The sequence below is a fragment of the Catenulispora pinistramenti genome (genome assembly GCF_018274385.1).
Lineage (GTDB): Bacteria > Actinomycetota > Actinomycetes > Streptomycetales > Catenulisporaceae > Catenulispora > Catenulispora pinistramenti.
In genome coordinates, this window is record NZ_JAAFYZ010000126.1 from 1 (window position 1) to 20,880 (window position 20,880).

At 69.4% G+C, this 20,880-nt stretch carries 19 protein-coding genes; 17 read left to right on the forward strand and 2 right to left on the reverse strand.

Translation table 11 applies throughout. From position 1 onward, the window contains the following. The 14 genes from KGQ19_RS29795 to KGQ19_RS29860 all read left to right on the forward strand — a co-directional run. On the forward strand, positions 1-1,744 hold a 1,744-nt coding region (locus tag KGQ19_RS29795; protein ID WP_212015050.1), incomplete at its 5' end, for an arabinofuranosyltransferase AftB family protein. A gap of 147 nt (positions 1,745-1,891) precedes the next feature. Continuing rightward, positions 1,892-3,241 carry a glycosyltransferase family 4 protein gene (locus tag KGQ19_RS29800; RefSeq protein ID WP_194895012.1) on the forward strand — a complete coding sequence of 450 codons (1,350 nt, stop codon included), beginning with the start codon at positions 1,892-1,894 and terminating at the stop codon, positions 3,239-3,241. Positions 3,242-3,519: 278 nt separating this feature from the next. Further along, on the forward strand, positions 3,520-3,999 hold the full coding sequence (locus KGQ19_RS29805; RefSeq protein ID WP_212015052.1) for a Cg1360 family ATP-synthase-associated protein: 480 nt from the start codon (positions 3,520-3,522) through the stop codon (positions 3,997-3,999). A 336-nt stretch (positions 4,000-4,335) separates the two neighbouring features. Further along, positions 4,336-4,659, forward strand: a complete 324-nt coding sequence (locus tag KGQ19_RS29810) for an AtpZ/AtpI family protein (RefSeq protein WP_212015054.1) — start codon at positions 4,336-4,338, stop codon at positions 4,657-4,659. Positions 4,660-4,792: 133 nt separating this feature from the next. Further along, positions 4,793-5,629, forward strand: a complete 837-nt coding sequence (gene atpB, locus KGQ19_RS29815) for a F0F1 ATP synthase subunit A (RefSeq protein WP_212015062.1) — start codon at positions 4,793-4,795, stop codon at positions 5,627-5,629. Positions 5,630-5,770: 141 nt separating this feature from the next. Next, complete coding sequence (atpE, locus tag KGQ19_RS29820; RefSeq protein ID WP_194895006.1) at positions 5,771-6,022, forward strand: ATP synthase F0 subunit C; 252 nt, start codon at positions 5,771-5,773, stop codon at positions 6,020-6,022. Positions 6,023-6,063: 41 nt separating this feature from the next. Further along, on the forward strand, positions 6,064-6,639 hold the full coding sequence (locus KGQ19_RS29825; RefSeq protein WP_212015064.1) for a F0F1 ATP synthase subunit B: 576 nt from the start codon (positions 6,064-6,066) through the stop codon (positions 6,637-6,639). Beyond that, entirely contained in the window at positions 6,639-7,454 is an 816-nt protein-coding gene (locus KGQ19_RS29830; RefSeq protein ID WP_212015066.1) for a F0F1 ATP synthase subunit delta, read from the forward strand. Before KGQ19_RS29825 ends, KGQ19_RS29830 begins: the two co-directional genes overlap by 1 nt. Positions 7,455-7,656: 202 nt before the next feature. Continuing rightward, a complete protein-coding gene (atpA, locus tag KGQ19_RS29835) occupies positions 7,657-9,291 on the forward strand; it encodes a F0F1 ATP synthase subunit alpha (RefSeq protein ID WP_212015068.1) in 1,635 nt (544 codons plus the stop codon). A gap of 51 nt (positions 9,292-9,342) precedes the next feature. Continuing rightward, a complete protein-coding gene (locus KGQ19_RS29840; protein WP_212015071.1) occupies positions 9,343-10,254 on the forward strand; it encodes a F0F1 ATP synthase subunit gamma in 912 nt (303 codons plus the stop codon). Between the two features lies 1 nt (position 10,255). Beyond that, positions 10,256-11,695 (forward strand): F0F1 ATP synthase subunit beta, encoded by a 1,440-nt coding sequence (gene atpD / locus KGQ19_RS29845; protein ID WP_212015073.1) that lies wholly within the window; start codon positions 10,256-10,258, stop codon positions 11,693-11,695. Then, positions 11,692-12,144 carry a F0F1 ATP synthase subunit epsilon gene (locus KGQ19_RS29850; protein WP_212015075.1) on the forward strand — a complete coding sequence of 151 codons (453 nt, stop codon included), beginning with the start codon at positions 11,692-11,694 and terminating at the stop codon, positions 12,142-12,144. Before atpD ends, KGQ19_RS29850 begins: the two co-directional genes overlap by 4 nt. Before the next feature lie 57 nt (positions 12,145-12,201). Next, positions 12,202-12,648, forward strand: coding sequence for a DUF2550 domain-containing protein (locus tag KGQ19_RS29855; protein ID WP_212015077.1), 447 nt, complete (start codon positions 12,202-12,204; stop codon positions 12,646-12,648). A gap of 27 nt (positions 12,649-12,675) precedes the next feature. Continuing rightward, positions 12,676-13,275 (forward strand): cob(I)yrinic acid a,c-diamide adenosyltransferase, encoded by a 600-nt coding sequence (locus KGQ19_RS29860; RefSeq protein WP_212015079.1) that lies wholly within the window; start codon positions 12,676-12,678, stop codon positions 13,273-13,275. A 78-nt stretch (positions 13,276-13,353) separates the two neighbouring features. On the opposite strand, the gene KGQ19_RS29865 is transcribed toward KGQ19_RS29860, so the two are convergent. Then, complete coding sequence (locus KGQ19_RS29865) at positions 13,354-14,682, reverse strand: hypothetical protein (RefSeq protein WP_212015081.1); 1,329 nt, start codon at positions 14,680-14,682, stop codon at positions 13,354-13,356. 86 nt (positions 14,683-14,768) lie between these two features. Here KGQ19_RS29865 and murA point away from each other — a divergent pair, with 86 nt between their 5' ends. Both murA and KGQ19_RS29875 read left to right on the forward strand, forming a co-directional pair. Beyond that, positions 14,769-16,085, forward strand: coding sequence for a UDP-N-acetylglucosamine 1-carboxyvinyltransferase (gene murA, locus KGQ19_RS29870; protein WP_212015083.1), 1,317 nt, complete (start codon positions 14,769-14,771; stop codon positions 16,083-16,085). Between the two features lie 98 nt (positions 16,086-16,183). Next, a complete protein-coding gene (locus KGQ19_RS29875; RefSeq protein ID WP_212015085.1) occupies positions 16,184-17,035 on the forward strand; it encodes a 3-hydroxyacyl-CoA dehydrogenase family protein in 852 nt (283 codons plus the stop codon). A gap of 103 nt (positions 17,036-17,138) precedes the next feature. Here the strand turns inward: KGQ19_RS29875 and KGQ19_RS29880 are convergent, their stop codons facing one another. Beyond that, positions 17,139-18,545 (reverse strand): MFS transporter, encoded by a 1,407-nt coding sequence (locus KGQ19_RS29880; protein WP_212015087.1) that lies wholly within the window; start codon positions 18,543-18,545, stop codon positions 17,139-17,141. Positions 18,546-18,809: 264 nt separating this feature from the next. On the opposite strand from KGQ19_RS29880, the gene KGQ19_RS29885 reads away from it, so the two are divergent. After that, a complete protein-coding gene (locus KGQ19_RS29885; protein ID WP_230419666.1) occupies positions 18,810-20,765 on the forward strand; it encodes a methylmalonyl-CoA mutase family protein in 1,956 nt (651 codons plus the stop codon). Positions 20,766-20,880 lie beyond the last annotated feature (115 nt).

Genomic DNA, 20,880 nt, shown 5'->3' on the forward strand with positions numbered 1-20,880 from the left:
CCCCCTCCTCGACACCGTCAACCCGGTCCGCGCGGTCGGCGCCATCCAGCGCCGCTACCACCCCGTCACCCTCGTCCTCATCGCGGCGACCACCCTCACCTACGCCGCCCTGGCCTACCGGCGCCGCTGGATAGCCGACGACGGCATGATCGCCGTCCGCACCGTGCGCCAGATTTTGGCCGGCAACGGCCCGCTCTATTCGCCCCACGAGCGCGCCGAGACCGACACCTCCACCCTGTGGACCGTGCTGCTCACCATCGGTGGTAGCTCGGGCATCGACGTGGCCCGGGTGGCCGTCTTCGGCGGCCTGCTGTGCGCCATCGGGGGAGTGCTCGCGGCCCTGTTCGCGACCGCCCGGCTCCATGCGCGGCTCAGCGCGCGACCGCGCCAGCTGCTGCTCCCCGGCGGTGCGCTGGTCCTCCTCGGCGTATCGCCGTTCTGGGACTACGCGACCTCCGGCCTGGAGACCGGCCTCGAAATCCTGTGGCTGGGCCTGTCCTGGCTGCTCCTCGTCGCCTGGTGCGCCGAGTCGCCCGGGACCAAGCGTCAGTACGCGATCGCGTTCTACCTGGGTCTGGCCCCGCTGGTCCGCCCCGAGTTCGCGCTCCTGGAAGCGGTCTTCGGCGTCGCGGCGTGGTTCCTCATCCGTCCCGGCCTGCGCCGTACCGTCCTGCTTTTCGTTACGGCGGAAGCCCTTCCGCTCCTCTACGAAGTCTTCCGCGCCGGCTATTACGGCGAGCTGGTTCCGCTCCCGGCCCTGGCGAAGTCCGCCAGCCGCTCGCAGTGGAACCGCGGATGGCGCTATGTGGAGGAAACGCTAAAGGGCTACTTTCTCTGGATTCCGTTGGCGATCCTGCTCATCGCCGTCATCGCTCATCTCATGAAGAAGAGCGCCCTGAAGACCCGCAGCACCACGATCCTGCTGGCGACGCCGGTCGTCGCCGGTCTGGTGCTCGGCCTTTATGTGGTGAAGGTCGGCGGTGACTTCATGCACGCGCGCATGGTCCTGCCCGTCGTCTTCCTCCTCGTGCTCCCCGTCTTCCTGGTCCCGGTGACGGCGGTCCTGGTCCCGGCCGTCACCGCGACCGCGGTCTGGGCCGCGTACAGCGGTGCGACGTACTCGGTCCACTTCTACGACCAGAAGCACGCCATCTCCGAAGACGAGCGCCTCGGCTACCAACAGTGGACCGGACGGACCAATCCGGACACCTCGGCGGCATACACCAACCGGGAGCGGGGAATCGGCGAAGCGATCGCTTCGTGGGCCGCGCACGGCCAGCGCGTCCTGACCTCCGAGGGCGGGATCGACGTCCCGCTCGACCCGAGCCTGCCGTACTCCTTCGCCGTGGCGGCCGGGCGGCTCGGCGCGGCCGGCGCCGAGACGCCGCTGAGCGACGAGGTGGTCGACACGCTGGGGTTGGCGAACCCGCTCGGCGCGCACCTGACGGTCACCACGCCCGGGCGGCCCGGACACGAGAAGGAGTTGCCGTGGGCCTGGATCCTCGCCGAATACGGCGATCCGGCGGTCGTGGACACCAAGGTGGTGCTGGACGGCACCACCCCGGACCAGGTCCGGGCCGCGAGGCACGCGATGAGCTGCGGTTCGCTGAAGGAGCTGCTGGATTCGACCAGACAGCCCATGACCCCCGGCCGGTTCTGGAGCAACCTCACCGGAGCGATGGACCGGACCGCCCTGGTCGTCCCGGCCGACCCGTTCGCCGCGGAGAAGAAGTTCTGCGGATGAGCGCGTCCGTTCCACAGTTGTGACGCACCGCCTGCCGCCACTCGGCGTAGGGTTGACTCGCGACAGCGGTGACACCCGAGCACGGGACGATCGGCGCCCCGCCTTACCCGGTCCCAGCAGCACAGCGAGAGAAGCGGAGAGGATCCCGTGAGGGAGTACCTGCTCGCCATGACGGTGGCACTGGCGGTGACGCTCCTTCTCGGCGGCCCGGTGCGGGCGCTGGCGATCCGGCTGGGGTTGGTCCCGGAGATCCGGGAGCGGGACGCGCACAAGACGCCGACGCCGCGGGTCGGCGGGCTGGCGATGTTCGTCGGGCTGGCCGCCGCGCTGACCGCCGCCGAGCACTTCCCGATGCTGGAGCGCAACGTCTACGGCCAGTCCAGCACCATCCAGGCCCTGCTGTGGGGCGCGTTCCTGGTGGTGGTGCTGGGCATGGTGGACGACAAGTTCGAGCTGGACCCGCTGACCAAGTTCGCCGGCCAGATCTTCGCCGCCTCGGTGATGGTGGTGAAGGGGATCCAGATCAGCTGGCTGGTGATCCCCGGCATCGGCATCGTGGCCGTGGACCCGACGCTGTCCATCGTGCTGTCCGTGTTCCTGGTGCTGGCCCTGATGAACGCGGTGAACTTCGTCGACGGCCTGGACGGCCTGGCCGCCGGCATCACCTGCATCGCCGGGCTGGCCTCCTTCGCCTACTGCTACCGGCTGGCCATCAGCTACAAGCTCACCGGTGCCACCGCCCCGGCGCTGATCTCCATCGTCACCGTCGGGATCTGCCTGGGCTTCCTGGCCCACAACTGGTCCCCGGCCCGGATGTTCATGGGCGACACCGGTTCGATGCTGCTGGGCATGCTGCTGGCCGCCAGCTCCATCACCATCATGGGCGGTATCGACCCCTACCAGCTGGGTACCGAGATCAACGAGACGGTCAACCAGACCAGTTCGGTGCACAAGCTGGTGCCGGCGTACCTGCCGCTGATCATGCCGGTCTCGGTGACCCTGCTGCCGATCGCCGACATGGTGATGGCGGTGGTGCGGCGTACCAAGGCCGGGATGTCCCCGCTGGCCGCCGACAAGGGCCACCTGCATCACCGGATGTTGCAGATCGGGCACTCCCCGCGCCGCGCGGTACTCATCATGTACTTCTGGTCGTTGCTGGTCGCGTTCGTCACGGTGCTGTTCGCGGTGACGCCGTCCCGGCAGCCCATCGTCTACCTGGCGATAGGGATGACGCTGGTGGGTCTGGTGTTGCTGCTGGGACCCCGGCTCGGCGACCACCGGGATCGGCTGCGGGACAAGGCCCTGCGGGTCGGCTCCCCGCCCACCGCGCGGCACCGCGCGAGTGCCGGCGGTAACGGTGCCGAGGGCGCCGTTTCGCAGGGTTCGGCGGTCGAGGCGGCCATCCCGGGCATAGCGAAATCAACGGAGAACGCCGCCGACGGCACCGATATCGCCGATCCCGACGGCGGACTGCGCCAGCGCACGCTGTCGCGTTGATCACACCCGGCATCTCCCTTGCTGTCGCCTCGTGTCCACCCCGCCGGCGTTCTCCCAGGTGGAAAAGTACGCACTCTGACGGAGCGGATCGGCAAAAACACTGGTCGAGGCGCTTACGAAAACCGGTTCGTGCGTAGAAGGCGAGCTTGTGATAGCTTTCACGAACAAGGGGATGAGGGTGTTGTGAGAGAACCGAACCGCCCCCGTAACCCGAACCGACACGACGCGGTGCCGGACCCCCGGTACTGCTCGACCTACAAGACTTCTTGAGGGAAGCCATGCAGGCCATTGACGCCCGATTGTTGCGCGGAGCAGCGGTACCCACCGCTGCTGCCGGCGCGGTCGCCGTCGTGCTCTGCGCCGTGCTGGTCGGCAGCAAAGGCCTCATCGGGGCGTTGCTCGGCAGCGTCATCGTGCTGGCCTTCTTCTCGGTGACGATCGTCATCATCAGCAAGGTCGCCCAGAAGCAGCCGGAGATGCTGCTCGGCTACGCGATGCTCACCTATCTCGGCAAGGTCGTCTTCCTGGCCGTGCTGATGATCGCGTTCAAACACACCACGCTGTTCCACTTCCGGTCCTTCGGATTCACGATCCTGGGCCTGACCCTGGTGTGGCTGGCCGCCGAGACGCGCGCAGTGCTCAAGACGAAGATCTTCTACGCGGACCCCTCCGCGATCCCGGACTCCCTGAAGCCCGTGGCGCCCGAGCGCCCCGAGAGCACCGCCGAGTCCGAACCGTCGCCCATCGGCGGCCGGTAAGCACCATGACCGCCCATAAACCGGCCTGTCGGCCGGAACTCAAGCCTCCCCTGCTCACTGCCGGAACCGGGCAGTGCGACTGGCCGGAACTCAAGCCTCCCCTGCTCACTGCCGGAACCGGGCAGTGCGACTGGCCGGAACTCAAGCCTCCCCTGCTCACTGCCGGAACCGGGCAGTGTGACTGGCCGGAGCTGACGCCTCCCCCGCCCTCTGTTCGGAATCGGACCAGGCCGCATCACGAGTTCCTAACGCATTCCAGCGTGCCGCTCACGCCTTCTCAGCTGGGTTTCAGGGAAGGTCATCTCTCCTGCTATCGTCCGAGGCGGCATGAGCAGCATGAGCAGTACACACAAGACGAAATCCCCCACCGGGAAGCCGCAGAAGAAGGTCGATCCGGCCTCGATCTCGGGCTACCTGTTGGCGGGAATGGTCCTCTACGGCGGCCTCGGTTGGCTCGTCGACAAGTGGGCCGGAACCTCCAACGTGTTCGCACCGATCGGGGTGATCTTCGGGCTCGCAGCGGGCCTGTTCCTCACCTTCCGGCAGGTGTCGGTGTTGGAGCGGCAGGAACGCGAGGCGCTGCTCCGCAAGCGGCGAGCCCTGGTCGGCACCGACGACCCGCCAGAGCAGCACGACTCGCAGGATCCGCAGGACTTGTAGGACCCGCAGTGCCAGAACGACCCGCGATACCGATTGCCACGACACATCCAGTGCCGATCGCGCGCCCGGGGGCGACCCGGACGCGCCGACACCTGAAGGTTGCCGTCACGATGAGCCAGTCTGGATACACACGATGAGCCTTAGCCTTGCCGCCGGTGTGGGCGCGCTGAGCACGGACAGCAGCTGTCACCTGTTCGGGAAGAACGGCTGTGGTTTCAACAACGTCGCCCCCGGTGCGGATGACTTCGACTTCTCCAACCGCCCTTGGTTCCACATCGGTACCTACGGCGTCACCAAGCCCGTACTGCTGGTCGTCCTGATCACAGTCGTGATGCTCGCCTTCTTCTGGGCCGCGTTCAACAAGCCGAAGGAAGTGCCGCGCGGCGTGCAGAACGTCGGCGAGGTGGCCTATCTGTTCGTGCGCGACCGGATCGCGCGCGACTCCATGGGTGCCAAGGGCGACAAGTACGTTCCGTTCCTGTTCTCCCTTTTCTTCTTCGTCTGGCTGATGAACGTCATGTCGTTCGTGCCGGGCATCCAGTTCCCGGTGAGCTCGGTCATCGCGTTCCCGGCGGCCCTGGCCGCGATGGTCTGGCTGACCTACATGTACGCCGGCTTCAAGCGGCACGGCCTGGGCTACTTCCGGGTCCTGGGCGTGCCGAGCGGCGTGCCGCTGGGCATCCTGTTCATCCTGACCCCGATCGAGCTGCTGTCGAACATCCTCGTGCGGCCGTTCACCCTGGCGATCCGGTTGTTCGCGAACATGTTCGCCGGCCACCTGCTCGTCGCCACCTTCGCCGCCGGCGCCTGGTACATGTTCAGCGTCAAGGGGATCTTCTTCTCCGGCGCGTCCTTCACCATGGCCATCGTGATGACCGGCTTCGAGCTGTTCATCCAGGCCCTGCAGGCCTACATCTTCGTGATGCTGACCGCGAGCTACCTCGCCGGCGCACTCGAGGAAGCGCACTAGTACCACACAGGTACTGACGAAGACGGGCGCTTCCTTGTTCCCCAAGGGGGCGCGGCAGTAACACAACTCAAGATCCCGCATGACCTATAAGCGACCGGTTGGCACAGTGCCCGCCGGCCAACCAGAAGGAAAACGAGAGACATGAGCGCTGCTCTGACCACCCTCGCCGCGGACTCGAACGTCACGATCAAGGGCATTGGCTACATCGGGTACGGTCTGTCGGCCATCGGCCCGGGTATCGGCGTCGGTCTGATCTTCGGCAACGGCGTGCAGGCCATGGCCCGTCAGCCCGAGGCTGCCGGCATGATCCGCACCAACATGTTCATCGGCTTCGCGCTGACCGAGGCGCTGGCCCTGCTCGGGTTCATCGCCCCGTTCGTACTGAACAAGTAAAGCGCCGTCCCCAGCCCCTACGGACCTAGGGAAGGTAGGAAATGCCCAACACTACGGTTCTCGCCGGGACTTTCAGCCCGATCGCGCCCAAGGGCGACGAGCTCGTCATCGGCACGATCGCGTTCCTGATCATCTTCACGATCTTCTGGAAGAAGCTCCTGCCGAGCATCAAGAAGACCCTGGATGAGCGCACCGACTCCATCGAGGGCGGCTTGGAGCGGGCCAAGGAGGCCCAGGCTGCCGCCGCCGCGCTCCAGGAGGAGTACCAGCGCAACCTGACCGAGGCCCGGCACCAGGCCGCCAAGATCACTCAGGACGCCCGCGAACAGGGCGCCGCGATCGTGGCCCAGATGCGGGGCGAGGGTCAGGAGCAGCGCGACAATCTGGTGGCCAGCGGCCGGACCCAGCTCGACGCGGACGCCACGGCGACCCGCGCCGCGCTCAAGGGCGACCTGGGCTCCCTGGCGATCCAGCTGGCGAGCAAGATCGTCGGCGAGTCGCTGGAGGACGAGGCCCGCCAGCGCGGGACCGTCGACCGGTTCCTGAGCGAGCTGGAGGCCAAGGCCGACGCGGCTTCCGGATCGAACGCCGCGACCACCGCGAAGGCGGGTGCCTGATGCACGGCGCCAGCCGCGAGGCGCTGGCGGCCGGGACCGACCGGCTGGACGCGCTCACCTCGGCGTCCGGCGCGGACATCACCGGCATCGCCGACGACCTGTCGGCCGTGGCGGTGGTCCTCGGTAAGGAAGCCACGCTGCGCCGCATGCTCACCGACCCGGCCCGGCCGGCCCAGGTGCGTGCGGACATCGCCACCTCGCTGCTGGCCGGCAAGATCAGCGCCGATGCCGCCGCCCTGGTGGCCGGGCTGGTCCGGTCCCGCTGGAGCTCCCCGCGCGACCTCGCCGACGCCATCGCCTACCTGGCGGTCCGGGCCGATCTGGCCGTGGCCGAGCGGGACGGCAAGCTCGACGACGTCGAGGACGAGCTGTTCCGGCTCAGCCGGGTGCTGGACTCCAACGGCGCCCTGGCGCTGGCCCTGGCCGACGGCCGGGTCGCGGCCGACAAGCGGGTCGCGCTGGCCGACGGACTGCTGTCCGGCAAGGTCGATCCGACGACCTACCGTCTGGTGGGCCGACTGGTGGCGCACCCGCGCGGCCGGTCGGTGAGCGCGGGGCTGACCGAGATCGGCAAGGAGGCGGCCGCGCGCCGCGAGCGGCTGATCGCCTATGTCACCGCGGCGGTCCCGTTGACCGAGCAGCAGCGCGACCGGCTGGCCGCGGTGCTCAAGCGGCTGTACGGGCAGCAGGTCCACCTGAACGTGGATCTGGACCCGGCGGTGCTGGGCGGGCTGTCGGTGCGGGTCGGCGACGAGGTCATCGACGGCACCGTCGGTACCCGGCTGGCCCGGGCGCAGCGGCAGCTGGCCGGCTGAGCGGGCCGGGGCGTGAACACAGCGGCGCTCGGCGTCAAGGCTTAGCGTCGTACAAGAAGTACAGGGCAGCACACAGCGCTGACTCACAACAGCAGTACCCACCAGAAACGACCTGCGGGTGGTGGCGGCGGGCGGAATCCCTGGATCGAACAGGGGCCCGCCGTTGCCCGGCCCGGATGAATCTAGGAGAGCAGGAATACTCATGACGGAGCTCACGATCCGTCCGGAGGAGATCCGGGACGCGTTGGAGCGCTTTGTCGCTTCCTACGAGGCGCCCGAGGCGTCGAAGGACGAAGTCGGCACCGTGACCGAGATCGGTGACGGCATCGCCAAGGTCGAGGGCCTGCCCTCGGCCATGACCAACGAGCTGCTGAAGTTCGAGGACGGCACCCTGGGCATCGCCCTGAACCTGGACGTGCGCGAGATCGGCGTCGTGGTCCTGGGCGACTACGAGGGCATCGAGGAGGGGCAGCGGGTCGCGCGTACCGGCGAGATCCTGTCCACCCCGGTCGGCGACAACTTCATGGGCCGGGTGGTGAACCCGCTGGGTGAGCCGATCGACGGCCTGGGCCCGATCGAGGCCGAGGGCACCCGCATCCTGGAGCTCCAGGCTCCCGGTGTGATGGCCCGGCAGTCGGTCAAGGAGCCGCTGCAGACCGGTATCAAGGCGATCGACTCGATGACCCCGATCGGCCGTGGCCAGCGTCAGCTGATCATCGGCGACCGGCAGACCGGCAAGACCGCGGTGGCCGTGGACACGATCATCAACCAGAAGCAGAACTGGGAGTCGGGCGACCCGAAGAAGCAGGTCCGCTGCATCTACGTCGCCATCGGCCAGAAGGGTTCCACCATCGCGGCCGTCAAGGGCGCGTTGGAGGAGGCCGGCGCGATGAAGTACACGACCATCGTCGCCGCCCCCGCCTCGGACCCGGCCGGTTTCAAGTACCTGGCGCCCTACACCGGCTCGGCCATCGGCCAGCACTGGATGTACGACTCCAAGCACGTGCTGATCGTCTTCGACGACCTCACCAAGCAGGCTGAGGCCTACCGGTCGATGTCGCTGCTGCTGCGTCGCCCGCCGGGGCGCGAGGCCTACCCCGGTGACGTCTTCTACTTGCACTCGCGTCTGCTGGAGCGTTGCGCGAAGCTGTCCGACGAGATGGGTGCCGGCTCCATGACCGGTCTGCCGGTCATCGAGACCAAGGCGAACGACATCTCGGCGTTCATTCCGACCAACGTCATCTCCATCACCGACGGCCAGGTCTTCTTCGAGACGGACCTGTTCAACTCCGGTGTGCGTCCGGCGATCAACGTGGGTACCTCGGTGTCCCGCGTGGGTGGTTCGGCGCAGGTGCGGGCGATGCGTTCGGTGTCCGGTTCGCTGCGTGTGGAGTTGGCGCAGTTCCGTGACCTGGAGGCGTTCGCGGCTTTCGCCTCGGACCTGGACGACGCGTCCAAGGCGCAGCTGGCCCGTGGTCAGCGCATGGTCGAGATCCTGAAGCAGGGTCAGTACACGCCGTACCCGGTCGAGGACCAGGTGGCCGCGATCTGGATCGGTACCTCCGGCTCGATCGACGATGTGCCGGTGTCCGACGTGCGGCGTTTCGAGAGCGAGTTCATCTCGTTCCTGAAGACCAGCCACGAGGGCGTCCTGGCGACGGTCCGGGAGACCGGTCAGCTCTCCGACGACACGGTCTCGGCGTTCAAGGACGCGGTCGCGCAGTTCAAGCGCGGCTTCGAGCTCGGCGACGGCACGCTGCTGGCCGACCAGGGCAAGGTCGAGGCCATGGACGAGGACAACGTCGGCCAGGCCACGATCACCAAGCACAAGGTCTGATCGCGGTGTCCGACAACGTGAGCATTCGAGTCCGGAAAGGGGTGAACTGACATGGCAGGCCAGCTTCGGGTCTACCGGCGCCGCATCGCGTCGGTGAAGGCGACCAAGCAGATCACCCGGGCCCAGGAACTGATCGCCACGGCCCGCATCGTGAAGGCGCAGCAGAAGGTCGCAGCCTCCACGCCGTACGCGGAGGAGATCACGCGCGCCGTCTCGGCGGTCGCGTCGCGCTCCAACGCCTCGCACGCGCTGACCACCGAGCGCGAGCCGCAGCCGGGCACCCGGCCGAAGGCCGCGGTCGTCGTGATCACCAGCGACCGCGGGTTCGCCGGCGGCTACAACTCCAACGTCCTGCGGGAAGCCGAGCAGCTGATGCAGTTGCTGCGCGAGCAGGGCAAGGAGCCGGTCCGCTACGTGGTGGGCCGCAAGGGCGTGTCCTACAACGCCTTCCGCGACCGGCCGATGGCCGGCACGTGGGTCGGGTTCTCCGACAACCCCGCGTACCCGGACGCCCGCACGGTCGCCGACGAGGTGATCGGGGCGTTCCTGGAGGAGAACGGGCTCGACGAGATCCACCTGGTCTCGACCCGGTTCATCTCGATGCTGTCGCAGCAGCCGACCACGGTCCGGATCCTGCCGCTGCAGTACGAGGAGACCACCGAGCCCCCGGCCGGCGGGGCGTTCCCGCTGTACGAGTTCGAGCCGTCCCCGGAGCGGGTGCTGGACGAGCTGCTGCCGCACTACGTGCGCGCACGCATCTACAACGCCATGCTCCAGTCGGCGGCCTCCGAGCACGCGGCCCGGCGCCGCGCGATGAAGTCCGCGACCGACAACGCCTCGGACCTCATCGACAACCTCACCCGGTTGGCGAACGCGGCCCGGCAGGCCGACATCACCCAGGAAATCAGTGAAATCGTGGGCGGCGCCAACGCGCTGGCCGACGCGAATGTGGGAAGTGACTGAAATGACTGCGACCACTGAGACCACGACGCTGGCCGTCGGCCGCGTCGCGCGCATCATCGGCCCGGTCGTCGACGTGGAGTTCCCCGTCGACGGCATGCCCGAGCTGCAGAACGCGCTCACCATCGACTACCCGTTCCTCGGGGAGACCCGGACCCTGACCCTGGAGGTCGCTCAGCACATCGGCGACGGCATGGTCCGCGCCATCGCGCTGAAGCCGACCGACGGCCTGGTCCGCGGCGCCGAGGTGATCAACACCGGCGGCCCGATCACCGTGCCGGTCGGCAACGTGACCCTGGGCCACGTGTTCGACGTGACCGGTGAGGTGCTCAACCTCAAGGACGGCGAGGAGTTCCACGCCGAGACGCGCTGGGGCATCCACCGCAAGGCGCCCTCCTTCGACGAGCTGGACTCCAAGACCGAGATGTTCACCACCGGCATCAAGGTCGTGGACCTGCTGACGCCGTATGTGAACGGCGGCAAGATCGGCCTGTTCGGCGGCGCCGGTGTCGGCAAGACCGTGCTGATCCAGGAGCTCATCTACCGCGTCGCCGAGAACTTCGGCGGTGTGTCGGTGTTCGCCGGTGTCGGTGAGCGCACGCGTGAGGGCAACGACCTGATCGCGGAGATGACCGAGACCAACGTCATCGAGAAGACCGCGCTGGTCTACGGCCAGATGGACGAGCCCCCGGGCACCCGTCTGCGCGTGGCCCTGTCCGCCCTGACGATGGCGGAGTACTTCCGCGACGTGCAGAAGCAGGACGTGCTGCTGTTCATCGACAACATCTTCCGGTTCACCCAGGCCGGCTCGGAGGTGTCGACCCTGCTGGGCCGCATGCCCTCCGCGGTGGGGTACCAGCCGACGCTGGCCGACGAGATGGGCCAGCTGCAGGAGCGCATCACCTCGACCAAGGGCCACTCGATCACCTCGGTCCAGGCGATCTACGTCCCCGCGGACGACATCACCGACCCGGCCCCGCACACCACCTTCACCCACCTGGACGCGACGACGGTGCTGAGCCGTCCGATCACCCAGAAGGGCATCTACCCCGCGGTGGACCCGCTGGACTCCACGTCCCGCATCCTGGACCCCCGCTACATCTCGGCCGCGCACTACGAGACCGCGATGCGTATCAAGAGCATCCTGCAGAAGTACAAGGACCTGCAGGACATCATCGCGATCCTCGGCATCGACGAGCTCTCCGAGGAAGACAAGGTCACCGTGCAGCGCGCACGGCGCATCGAGCGCTTCCTGTCGCAGAACACCTTCGTGGCGAAGATCTTCACCGGCATCGACGGCTCCTTCGTCCCGCTGGACGAGACCATCGCCGCCTTCACCGCGATCGCCGACGGCAAGTACGACCACGTGCCGGAGCAGGCGTTCTTCATGTGCGGTGGCCTGGAGGACCTGGAGAAGAAGGCCAAGGAGCTGGAGCGGGCATGAGCGAGTCGCACGCCGGTTCGCGCCGGCTGAACGTCTCGCTGGTGGCGGCCGACCGCAAGGTGTGGCAGGGCACGGCCGAGATGGTCGTCGCCCGCACCACCGAGGGCGACGCCGGCGTGCTGCCCGGCCACCAGCCGATCCTGTCCATCCTGGTGCCCTCCGTCGTGACCGTCCGCGGTACCGAGGAAGGCGTGCTGGAGGCGGTCGTCTCCGGCGGCTTCCTGTCCGTGGCCCGCGACGACGTGTCGATCCTGGCCGAGAGCGTCCTGCTCCCGTCCGAGATCGACGTCCAGGCCGCCCGCGACCTGGCCGCCGCCGCGCGCGAGGCCGAGGCCGCGGCCGGCGACGACTTCGCCGCGCGCGAGCAGGCCGAAGCGGACATGCGCTTCGCCGAGGCCCAACTGCGGGCCGCCGGCGACGCCTCCGTGGGCGCCGGCGCGGGACACTGAGGGGCACTGAGGTACACCTAGATGCGGCCGGGACTCGACAGTGAGGAGCTTGCGTAAATGCTCAGCGCTGTCGAGGTCCTGGCCGTCGTCTTTGTCGTGATCTGTCTGGCCGTCGCCTTCATCCCGATGCGCCGCCACCTGATCCGCCGGGGCGGCGGGGCCTTCGACTGTGCCGTCCGCTTCGGCCCGGTCCCGGCCCCCGGCGACGCCACCGGCTGGTCCTTCGCAGTAGGCCGCTACCGCGACCTCACAGTGGACCTCTACCGCGTCTTCAGCTACAACCCCCGCCCCCGCACGAGCCTGGCTCGGCGGGGGTTCGACGTGGTGGGGCGCCGCGACGCCGCGGGGGAGGAGACCCGGACGCTGTTACCGGGCTGGGCGGTGCTGGAGTGCTCGGCCGGGGGCAAGGCGGTGGAACTGGCCATGTCGACGGAGTCGATGATGGCTTTTCTGACGTGGGTGGAGGCGGCGCCGCCCGGGTGGGACATCTCGCGGGTGAGTTGAGGCGTGGGACCGGCTACCGTGGCACCCATGGTGAACCTGACCCGCATCTACACCCGCACCGGCGACGACGGCACGACCGCCCTCGGCGACCTGAGCCGGGTCCGCAAGACCGACCCGCGGTTGGCGGCTTACGCCGACGTGGACGAGGCCAACGCGGCGATCGGACTGGCCGTCGCCTTCGCCCGCAACGACCTGGGCATGCTCCACGACGGGATCAGGGCCCTGCTGCTGCGCGTCCAGAACGAGCTCTTCGACCTCGGTGCCGACCTGAGCACGCCGCCGGCCGAGAACCCCGAGTTCCCGCCGCTGCGCATCGAGCCGGAGTACGTGGAGCGGCTGGAGGCGGCGTGCGATGAGTGGAACGAGACGCTGGAGAAGCTGCGCTCCTTCATCCTCAACGGCGGCACGGTCGTAGCGGCGCAGTTGCATGTGGCGCGGACGGTTGTGCGGCGGGCGGAGCGGAGCGCTTGGGCGGCCGTCGAGGAGTACGGCGACGGGGTCAACCCGCTGGCTGTGAAGTACTTGAACCGGCTGTCGGACCTGCTGTTCATCTTGGCGCGGGTGGCGAACACGGATTCGCACGGCGGGGACGGCGACGTGCTGTGGGTTCCAGGCGGAGAGCGGTAGTCGCGCGGGAAGCGGTAGTCGCGCGGGAAGCGGTAGTCGGGGAAGCGGTAGGAAGCGGTAGTCAGGCGCTGGTCGCCGCTACTTCGAGGCGCTGGACGGCGCCGCGGCCTCAGGCCGCGCCGCCAGCGCCACCCACCCGGCTCCACCGCTCTTCCACAGGCTCTCCGGCCCGGTCAGCTGGAAGTCCCCGGCACTCCAGGCATCCGGCGGCGTCAACGCGACGTTCTTCGCGTCCCGGACCTGGATCACATCGGCAAAGTGCCCCTTCACCAGATGCTGGGTCCGCGGGAACACCGCCACCCCGTCGACCGTCTTCTGCGGGATCAGGTTCCCGCCGGTCCGCGCGTACAGCACGGTCTTCGTCTGCGGCGCGCCGAGGACCACCAGCCGGTTGCTCTGCGGCAGCCACACCGACAGCTCCGCGATCTGCTGCGCGTCGTCGGAGTCGGCGCTGGATCCCGGCCACGTGTGGGAGAACGCCACCGGCGCCGTGTACACCGACATGCTCGACGTCTTGCCCGTCTGCGTGTAGTCCCCGACCAGCAATTGGGCTTGCGACGGCGTGCCGTCGGCCGGGGTCGTCCAGCCCTGCATCACGTAGAGCCAGGTCTTGATCGGAGTCGGCGTGACCACTTTCGAGGCCACCCCGTGCTCGACGGACGCCGGAGCCGCGGTGTCCTCGTCGACCTGTGCCCACAGGGTCGAGACAGTGGCGGTCGGAACGGACGCCGGGACGGATGTCGGAAGGGCCGTCGGAACGGATGTCGGATCCGCCCCGGTCGCCGAGTCCGCCCGCTTGGCCTGGTCCACCAGGTACGACTTGGCGACGTCCAAAGCCTGCGCCGGCAGCGTCGCCCCGCGGCTCGGCCACGACAAAGCGTTCTGCGGGACCGTCGGCGCCACCGTCGCCACCGGGCTCTCGGTCGCCGTCGACGCCGGGTAGGCGCTGGTCAGATCCACGATCGCGGACGGCGGCGGGGCGGCCGAGGCGTCGCCCCCGCGCATCCCCAGCTCCGAGGCCACCGACGGGCCGAGCACGGCCGCCACGACCAGCACCGCGGTCGCCGACGAGGCCCGTATCGCCCGGCGCCGCCGACGGATCCGGGTGGCTCGGGCCATCACCTTCGGGAACAGGTCGCCCTGCGGGACCGGGACGGCCCCGGCGGCGACGCTCCGCAGGAGTTCGTGCAATTCCGGGAGCTCTGACGGCCCTGGCGGCTCTGACGGCTCTGGCAGCTTCCGCGGTTCTGGCAGCTCTGACGGCTCCCGCAGTTCTGGCAGCTCTGGCAGTTCGGTCGGCTCGGTCGACTCCGGCCCGGAGCCGCCTCCCGCCCCCGCTCCAGGCGTCGCCGAAGCACCGCCGATCATCCGATCACGGTCAGGCTGCGCGTTGTCCCAGGTGTCCATGGCGACTACGAAGACGCGAATCGAAAGCCGCAGGTTGCCTGCCGGTCACGCGGAGGCGGTAGTGGAGTGTGCCAGGATGGCCGTCCGTGGAGCGATTCAGAGTTGCCGGAGGGGCCCGCCTGGCGGGCGAGATCGCGGTGTGCGGTGCGAAGAACAGCGCGTTGAAGCTGATGGCGGTCGCCCTGCTGGCCGAGGGCCGGACCGAGCTGCGCGGTGTCCCGCGCATCCTGGACGTGGAGCTGATGGCCGAGCTGCTGCGCCGCCTGGGCTGCGATGTGCGGCTGGACTGGGAGCCGGGGCCGGAGCGGGAGGACGGGCCGCAGAAGGGCTCGGCCATCGTCATCGACGTGCCGGCCGTTCCGCGCACCGAGGCCGACTACGACCTGGTGCGCCGGCTGCGGGCCTCGATCTGCGTGCTGGGCCCGCTGCTGGCCCGGCAGGGGGAGGCGAAGGTCTCCTATCCCGGCGGGGACGCCATCGGCTCGCGCGGGCTGGACATGCACATCGACGGGCTGGAGCGGCTGGGCGCCGACATCTCGCAGGAGCACGGCTTCCTGGTCGCCACCGCGAAGGACGGCCTGACCGGGGCCAGCATCCTGCTCGACTTCCCCAGCGTCGGGGCCACCGAGAACATCCTGATGGCCGCCGTGCTGGCCCGCGGGACCACGGTGATCGACAACGCCGCGCGCGAGCCGGAGATCGTCGACATCTGCTCGCTGCTGGCCTCGATGGGCGCCAAGATCGACGGCGCCGGCAGCTCGACGCTGGTCATCGAGGGCGTCGACACCCTGTCCCCGGCCCCCTCGCCGCACCAGGTGGTCGCCGACCGGATCGTGGCCGGGATGTTCGCGGTCGCGGCCACCATGACCCGCGGCGACGTGCGGGTCGACGGCGGCAACGCGGCGCACCTGGAGATCGCGCTGGACAAGCTGACCCAGGCCGGCGCGACCGTGGTCCCGGACGAGACCGGCTTCCGGGTGTCGATGGACCGGCGGCCAAGGGCCGTGGACATCATCACGCTGCCCTACCCGGGCTTCGCCACCGACCTGCAGCCGCTGTTCGCCGCGATGAACTCGATCGCCGAGGGCACCTCGATGGTCACCGAGAACCTGTTCGACGCGCGCTTCGTCTTCCTCCAGGAGCTGGCCCGGCTCGGCGCGTCGGTGCGCACCGAGGGGCACCACGCGATCGTGCGCGGCGTCGAGAAGCTGTCCGGGGCGCCGGTGCGGGCCACCGACATCCGGGCCGGGGCCGGGCTGGTGCTGGCCGGGCTGGTCGCCGACGGGCACACCACGGTCTCCGACGTCCGGCACATCGACCGCGGGTATCAGGGCCTGGTGACGCAGCTGCGCTCGCTCGGCGCGCAGATCGAGCGGGAGCCGGACCCCGACCCGTACCCGTGACGAGCGTTACGCCGCCGTCCGCGCCGGGCCCGGCCGCGTCCGCGTTATCTTTTTGGACGTCCTAGCAAATCACCCCTTGTGAAGCACGAGGTAGCGCAGTGTCGAAGAAGCTGGCCGTCATCGGCGCCGGTCTGATGGGTTCGGGGATCGCGCAGGTGGCCGCGGCCGCCGGGTACGACGTGGCGATCCGCGACGTGACCGACGCGGCGCTCAAGCGCGGCGTCGACGGCATCCGCGCCTCGCTGGAGAAGTTCGCCTCCAAGGGCCGCTACACGCCCGAGGAGGTCCAGGCGGCGCTGGGGCGCATCACCACGACCACGGACCTGGCCGAGGCGGTCGCCGACGCCGACGTGATCGTCGAGGCGGCCTTCGAGAACGTGGACGTCAAGCAGGACATCTTCCGCGAGCTGGACAAGCTGGCCAAGCCCGGCGCGGTCCTGGCCACCAACACCTCCGCGATCCCGATCACCCAGATCGCGGCGGTCACCTCCCGCCCGCAGGACGTGGTCGGCACCCACTTCTTCTCCCCGGTGCCGATGATGCAGCTGTGCGAACTGGTCCGCGGCTACAAGACCTCCGACCAGACCCTGGCCCGGGCCCGCGCCTTCGCCGAGGAGGTCGGCAAGACCTGCATCGTGGTGAACCGCGACGTGGCCGGCTTCGTCACCACCCGGCTGATCGCCGCCCTGGTGGTCGAGGCCGTGAAGCTCTACGAGTCGGGCGTGGCCACCGCCGAGGACATCGACCTGGCCTGCAAGCTCGGCTTCGGGCACGCGATGGGGCCGCTGGCCACCACCGACCTGACCGGCGTCGACATCCTGCGCAACGCCACCCAGAACATCTACACCGAGACCCAGGACGAGAAGTTCAGCCCGCCGGAGCTGCTGAACCGGATGGTGACGGCCGGGGACCTGGGACGGAAGTCGGGCAAGGGCTTCTACAGCTACTGACACAGCGGAAAACCGACGGCTGCCACGGTCTCTTCCTGCCAGTATCGCGATCATGACGCTTTCGTTCGCCGAGAGACCGATACTGGCAGGCGACCGCCTTGACTCAGGCCACTGCCGTAGCCGCGCCCCCAGCCGCCGCGGCGCCACCCTCGCCAGCCGCCTTGCGGTCCAGTCTGCGCAGGCTCGCCACCCGCTGCACCACCCCGAGTCCGGTCACCACCGCGCCTAGCCCGAGCCACCCCACCGGTCCGGCCGCCAGTACGCCGCTGGACAGCGCCACGGGCCCCGCGGAGCGCTCCAGCGCCTGTGCCATGCCCGCCACCCCCAAGTACGACGCCTGCGCGTCCGTGGGTGCCAGGGACACCGCCAGCTCCCACGACACCAGCGAGCGCACCAGCTCCGCCGTCGTCAGCACCACTGCCGCGAGCACCAGTGTGATTGTCGCGAGCAGCGCGCCGCCTTGTCCGGATACCGCGAGCAGTGCGCAGCCCGCCAGTAGTGCCACGCCGTACCAGCATGCGGCGCGCGCCGCGGCTCGGGCTCCGGACACCCGGGCCGAGACCGACATCTGGAGGAAGACGCACATCAGGGTGTTGATCACCATGACCGCCGGGATCACCGCGTGCGGCGCGTGGGTGCGGGTCAGGGCCCACAGCGGGACGCCGACTGTCAGGATCGCGTCGTCCAGGTTCAGGAACACGTCCAGCAGGACGAACAGCAGGTAGCCCGGATCGCGCCAGGGATTACGGCCGCGCGCCTTCTTCGGGCCGCCGTCGCTCTCGCCGCTCTGGCTGCCAGCCGCCGCCGGAGTCGCCGCCACCGGTGCCCGCCGACTCGTCCGCAGCACCAACGCCGCCACCGCCAGGTACGACACCCCGTTCCCGACCACCACCGCCTCGTACATCGTCCCGGTCCCGACCGCCACCGCGATCGCCGCGATCCCCGCGCCCAGCGCGTACGCCGCGTTCATCACCACCCGCGAGAGCGCCCGGTACGTCGCGCGCTGCGCCCCGGCCGTCTGGCCGGCGAACACGATCTCCATCGTCTTCGATCCGCGGTCGCACAACGTGGTCGCGGTGGTGACCGCCAACAGCGGTACGAAGCCGTGGCACAGCGGCACCGAGCACAGTGTCAGTACCCTGATCAAGTGGCACGCCACCAGGATCGTGCGCACCGGCAGCCGTTCGGCCAGATGTCCGGCGATCGGCGGGCCGGCGATGCCGACCAGACCCGCGATGCCCAGCAGCAGGCCGATCCGTCCGGCGCTCAGGTGCGCGACGACCGTGAAGTACAGCACCAGCGCCGAGTTCCACACGCCGTTCCCGGCCCGGTCCAGGAACAGCGCCGCGAGCATCCGGCGGGAGTCCTGTCCGCCAGGTGGGTTACGCAGCTGGGCCAGGGTTCCGGTGCGTTTCGGGGCGTCGGCGGCGGCCGGGGCGGCGCCGGTCCGGCGCCCCGTGCCGCCGGCTCCGATGCCACCGTTCGCCGATTGGCTCCTCCGCAGCCCCATGTACCACCCCTAGTGTCAGCCCCGCAGATCCTCCTGGAGTGTGACGGAGGAAGTCACTCGATGTCAAGAAGCTTGATGTCGAGATATAAACCCACCCGGGACCGGGTGCCGGGTGTGCGCAAACTCACCGGTGACACTCCGGTTACCCGTCAGTAGGCTCCGGACCAAGGCGCCGACCCCACCTGCCGGGCGGCGACACCATCCACCTTGGGAGCCCCCGTGACCGAGCGCGGCAGATCTTTCGAGCCAGACCGCCCCTGGGTGATGCGGACCTATGCCGGCCACTCCACCCCGGCGGAGTCCAACGCCCTGTATCGCAGGAACCTGAGCAAGGGGCAGACCGGCCTGTCAGTGGCCTTCGACCTGCCCACCCAGACCGGCTACGACCCGGACTCGGTCCTGGCCCGCGGGGAGGTCGGCAAGGTCGGCGTGCCGGTCGCGCACCTGGGCGACATGCGCGCGCTGTTCGAGGGCATCCCGCTGGAGCGGATGAACACCTCGATGACCATCAACGCCCCGGCGATGTGGCTGCTGGCGCTGTACCAGGTGGTCGCCGAGGAGCAGGGTGCGGACCTGGCCGCACTGGCCGGCACCACGCAGAACGACATCGTCAAGGAGTACCTGTCGCGCGGGACCTACGTCTTCCCGCCCGGCCCCTCGCTGCGGCTGATCACCGACACCATCGCCTACGCCGTGGCGAACCTGCCGAAGTGGAACCCGATCAACATCTGCTCCTACCACCTGCAGGAGGCCGGCGCGCAGCCGGTGCAGGAGGTCGCCTACGCGCTGTCGACGGCGATCGCCGTGCTGGACGGCGTGCGCGACTCCGGGCAGGTGGCGCCGGAAGACTTCGGAAAGGTGGTCGGCCGCATCTCCTTCTTCGTCAACGCCGGGGTGCGCTTCGTCGAGGAGATGTGCAAGCTGCGGGCCTTCGCGGGGCTCTGGGACCGCATCACCGGCGAGCGCTACGGCGTCACGGACGAGAAGCTGCGCCGGTTCCGCTACGGCGTCCAGGTCAACTCCCTCGGGCTGACCGAGGCGCAGCCGGAGAACAACGTGCAGCGGATCCTGTTGGAGATGCTGGCCGTGACGCTGTCCAAGGACGCGCGGGCCCGGGCGGTGCAGCTGCCGGCCTGGAACGAGGCGCTGGGCCTGCCGCGGCCCTGGGACCAGCAGTGGTCGCTGCGGATGCAGCAGGTGCTGGCCTACGAGTCGGACCTGCTGGAGTACCCCGACCTGTTCGCCGGCTCGAAGGTGGTCGAGGCCAAGACCGACGAGATCGCGGCGGCGGCCTGGGCGGAGATCGAGCGCATCCAGGACCTCGGCGGCGTCGTGGCGGCGGTGGAGTCCGGCTATCTGAAGGCGCAGCTGGTCGGCGCGCACGCCGAGCGGCGGGCGAGGATCGAGTCCGGCGAGCTCACGGTGGTCGGCGTCAACAAGTTCACCGAGACCGAGCCGAACCCGCTGACCGCCGACCTGGACGCGGCCATCCAGACCGTGGACCCGGCCGTGGAGCAGCACGCGGTGACCGCGCTGAAAGCGTGGAAGGAGCAGCGGGACGGCGCGGCGGTGGATGCCGCACTGGCCCGGCTGCGTCAGGAGGCCGCGACCGAGGCCAACCTGATGGACGCCACGCTGGCCTGCGTGCGCGCCGGGGTCACCACCGGGGAGTGGACCGGCGTACTGCGCGAGGTCTTCGGCGAGTTCCGGGCGCCCACCGGCGTCTCGGGCTCCACCGGGACCGCGATCCCGTCCGAGGAACTGGCGGAACTACGCCGCGAAGTCGATCAGGCCTCTGCCGAACTCGGCCGCCGGCTGCGGCTCCTGGTCGGCAAGCCGGGCCTGGACGGCCACTCCAACGGCGCCGAGCAGATCGCCGTCCGGGCCCGCGACGCCGGCTTCGAGGTGGTGTACCAGGGCATCCGCCTGACCCCGCAACAGATCGCGGCGGCGGCGGTGGCCGAGGACGTGCACTGCGTCGGCCTGTCGGTGCTCTCCGGCTCGCACCTGCAACTGGTCCCGGAGGTACTGGCCGAACTGCGCACGGCCGGCGCCGGCGCGATCCCAGTGGTGGTCGGCGGCATCATCCCGGACGCCGACGCCCGGGCCCTGCGCGAAGCCGGCGTCGCCGCGGTGTTCACCCCGAAGGACTTCGGCATCACGCAGATCCTGCACACCATCGTCGAAGAGATCCGGCGCGCCGGATCGGTCAGCGCCTGAGCGGACTCCCTCGCCGCTCGGGCGGAATCGGCGCCCTTCTCCGGGGATTTCCCGGGGGAGGGCGCCGTTTTGGATTCCGCAAAAAAAGTGCCCGGCGAGCTGCCCGGAATAGTGC

Bases quoted from the DNA above. Each gene is read 5' to 3' on its own strand.
- KGQ19_RS29805 (WP_212015052.1), top strand. From the start codon at position 3,520: ATGCAGGCCATTGACGCCCGATTGTTGCGCGGAGCAGCGGTACCCACC.
- KGQ19_RS29810 (WP_212015054.1), top strand. From the start codon at position 4,336: ATGAGCAGTACACACAAGACGAAATCCCCCACCGGGAAGCCGCAGAAG.
- atpB (WP_212015062.1), top strand. From the start codon at position 4,793: ATGAGCCTTAGCCTTGCCGCCGGTGTGGGCGCGCTGAGCACGGACAGC.
- atpE (WP_194895006.1), top strand. From the start codon at position 5,771: ATGAGCGCTGCTCTGACCACCCTCGCCGCGGACTCGAACGTCACGATC.
- KGQ19_RS29825 (WP_212015064.1), top strand. From the start codon at position 6,064: ATGCCCAACACTACGGTTCTCGCCGGGACTTTCAGCCCGATCGCGCCC.
- KGQ19_RS29830 (WP_212015066.1), top strand. From the start codon at position 6,639: ATGCACGGCGCCAGCCGCGAGGCGCTGGCGGCCGGGACCGACCGGCTG.
- atpA (WP_212015068.1), top strand. From the start codon at position 7,657: ATGACGGAGCTCACGATCCGTCCGGAGGAGATCCGGGACGCGTTGGAG.
- KGQ19_RS29840 (WP_212015071.1), top strand. From the start codon at position 9,343: ATGGCAGGCCAGCTTCGGGTCTACCGGCGCCGCATCGCGTCGGTGAAG.
- atpD (WP_212015073.1), top strand. From the start codon at position 10,256: ATGACTGCGACCACTGAGACCACGACGCTGGCCGTCGGCCGCGTCGCG.
- KGQ19_RS29850 (WP_212015075.1), top strand. From the start codon at position 11,692: ATGAGCGAGTCGCACGCCGGTTCGCGCCGGCTGAACGTCTCGCTGGTG.
- KGQ19_RS29855 (WP_212015077.1), top strand. From the start codon at position 12,202: ATGCTCAGCGCTGTCGAGGTCCTGGCCGTCGTCTTTGTCGTGATCTGT.
- KGQ19_RS29860 (WP_212015079.1), top strand. From the start codon at position 12,676: ATGGTGAACCTGACCCGCATCTACACCCGCACCGGCGACGACGGCACG.
- KGQ19_RS29865 (WP_212015081.1), bottom strand. From the start codon at position 14,682: ATGGACACCTGGGACAACGCGCAGCCTGACCGTGATCGGATGATCGGC.
- KGQ19_RS29880 (WP_212015087.1), bottom strand. From the start codon at position 18,545: ATGGGGCTGCGGAGGAGCCAATCGGCGAACGGTGGCATCGGAGCCGGC.
- KGQ19_RS29885 (WP_230419666.1), top strand. From the start codon at position 18,810: ATGCGGACCTATGCCGGCCACTCCACCCCGGCGGAGTCCAACGCCCTG.